Source organism: Amycolatopsis sp. NPDC003676 (genome assembly GCF_053587275.1).
This window is the reverse complement of the sequence record NZ_JBSFNS010000287.1, coordinates 1-1,432: the sequence shown is the minus strand read 5'-3', so window position 1 is coordinate 1,432 and position 1,432 is coordinate 1. Positions and strand designations below refer to the sequence as shown.

The 1,432-nt window shown below is 69.8% G+C and carries 2 protein-coding genes and 1 pseudogene; 2 read left to right on the top strand and 1 reads right to left on the bottom strand.

All coding sequences use genetic code 11. From position 1 onward, the window contains the following. Positions 1–498 (top strand): ESX secretion-associated protein EspG (locus tag ACWDNU_RS45735; protein WP_449673432.1); only part of this gene is annotated, 498 nt, incomplete at its 5' end. Here the strand turns inward: ACWDNU_RS45735 and ACWDNU_RS45730 are convergent. Further along, on the bottom strand, positions 499–1,167 hold the full coding sequence (locus tag ACWDNU_RS45730; RefSeq protein WP_355283724.1) for a histidine phosphatase family protein: 669 nt from the start codon (positions 1,165–1,167) through the stop codon (positions 499–501). A gap of 122 nt (positions 1,168–1,289) precedes the next feature. On the opposite strand from ACWDNU_RS45730, the pseudogene ACWDNU_RS45725 reads away from it, so the two are divergent. Beyond that, a pseudogene (locus ACWDNU_RS45725) lies at positions 1,290–1,432 on the top strand (hypothetical protein); the annotation flags it as partial.

Genomic DNA, 1,432 nt, shown 5'->3' with positions numbered 1-1,432 from the left:
GTCGTCGCCCTGCGCGGGCCGGAGTCCTTCGTCATCGACGACGCGGGCCTCGACCTGCCGGGCGCGGTGCTGCAGGCGCTCGGGCACTCCGAAGCGCTCGAGCTGTACGGGATGAACGCGCCCACCGAGGAACTCGCGCCGATCTTCGGCGACACCGGTGACGTCGCGGCCACCACGCAGCGGCTGAGCAAGATCGGCAAGCCGGCCACCGACGCCCAGGCCCTGTCCTCGGCCCTGGTGGAGATCCACTCCTACGCCGAGATCGTCGGCGTCGCCTACGGTGACGGCACCCGCGATATCCAGGACAACCACATCGCCGTGTTCAACACGCGCGCGGGCCGATTCATCATCACCGCCAGCATGGCCGACGACGGCGTGAAGTGGTCGTCCATCGCGACCGGCACCACCGCGCGCCTGCGCACCGCGGTGGCCGATCTCATCGAGTCACTGCCGATCCGCGCCGAGTTCCCGACCGCGAAGGCCGACAACCCGGTCTGATCAGCCCATCGGGTCGTCGGCCGACAGCGCGGCCTCGAGCGCGAACGGCGGGGTGAACCTGCCCCAGCGCAGGCACTCCCAGCCGCCGTCGGCGGTGGGCAGCAGCTCGATGGTCTCGGTGTTGTCGAGGTGGTTGTTCGTCGTGAACGGCGGCGCCACCCCGGCCAGCGTCATCGCGACCAGGCGCATGGCGGCGCCGTGGTTCACCACGATCACGTCGCCCTCGGCGTCCGCGGTCAGGAATTCCTCGCGCAGTCCGGCGAGGATCGGCACGATCCGGTCGATCACCTCGCGGCCGGATTCACCTCCGGGTGCCCTGGTGTCGAGCTCGCCGCGATGCCAGCCCCGGTAGATCTCCTGGAAGACCTGGTGCGCGGCCTGGTCCGAGCGACCGTGCAGCTCGCCGACCTGCACCTCGTACAGCCCGTCGAGGACGTGCGCGGGCGAACCGGTGGCCGCCTCGATGTAGCTCGCCGTCTGCCGGGCGCGCAGCGCCTCCGACGACACCAGCACCTGCGGCGCCCGCACCAGCCCGGCGCCGAAGGCTTTCGCCTGTGCCACACCGCGTTCGGTGAGCGGGAGACCGGGCACCTGGGTGTCCAGGATCTTCGCGACGTTGCCCTCGGTCTCGCCGTGCCGCACCAGCACCAGCTTCGCGGGTGTACTCATAGGTCAGCGACCCCCTTTCGCAATTGCGTCAACCATTCTGCGGCAGGTTCGTCCGACGGGGGCGGTGTTCCGACTGCCGCGTACGCGGGCCACGAGCCGAGGTAGCGGACCCGCGCCGTGCGATGCAAAGCCTTCAATGTCTCCGCGACCGCCGGATCGTCGATATGGCCGAGTCTCCGATGGACCTGCAGTCGCTCGACAAGTGGGACGACTACACCGCGGCCAAGGAAGCGATGTTCCTCCGCACGGACAACGATCTCGCGCC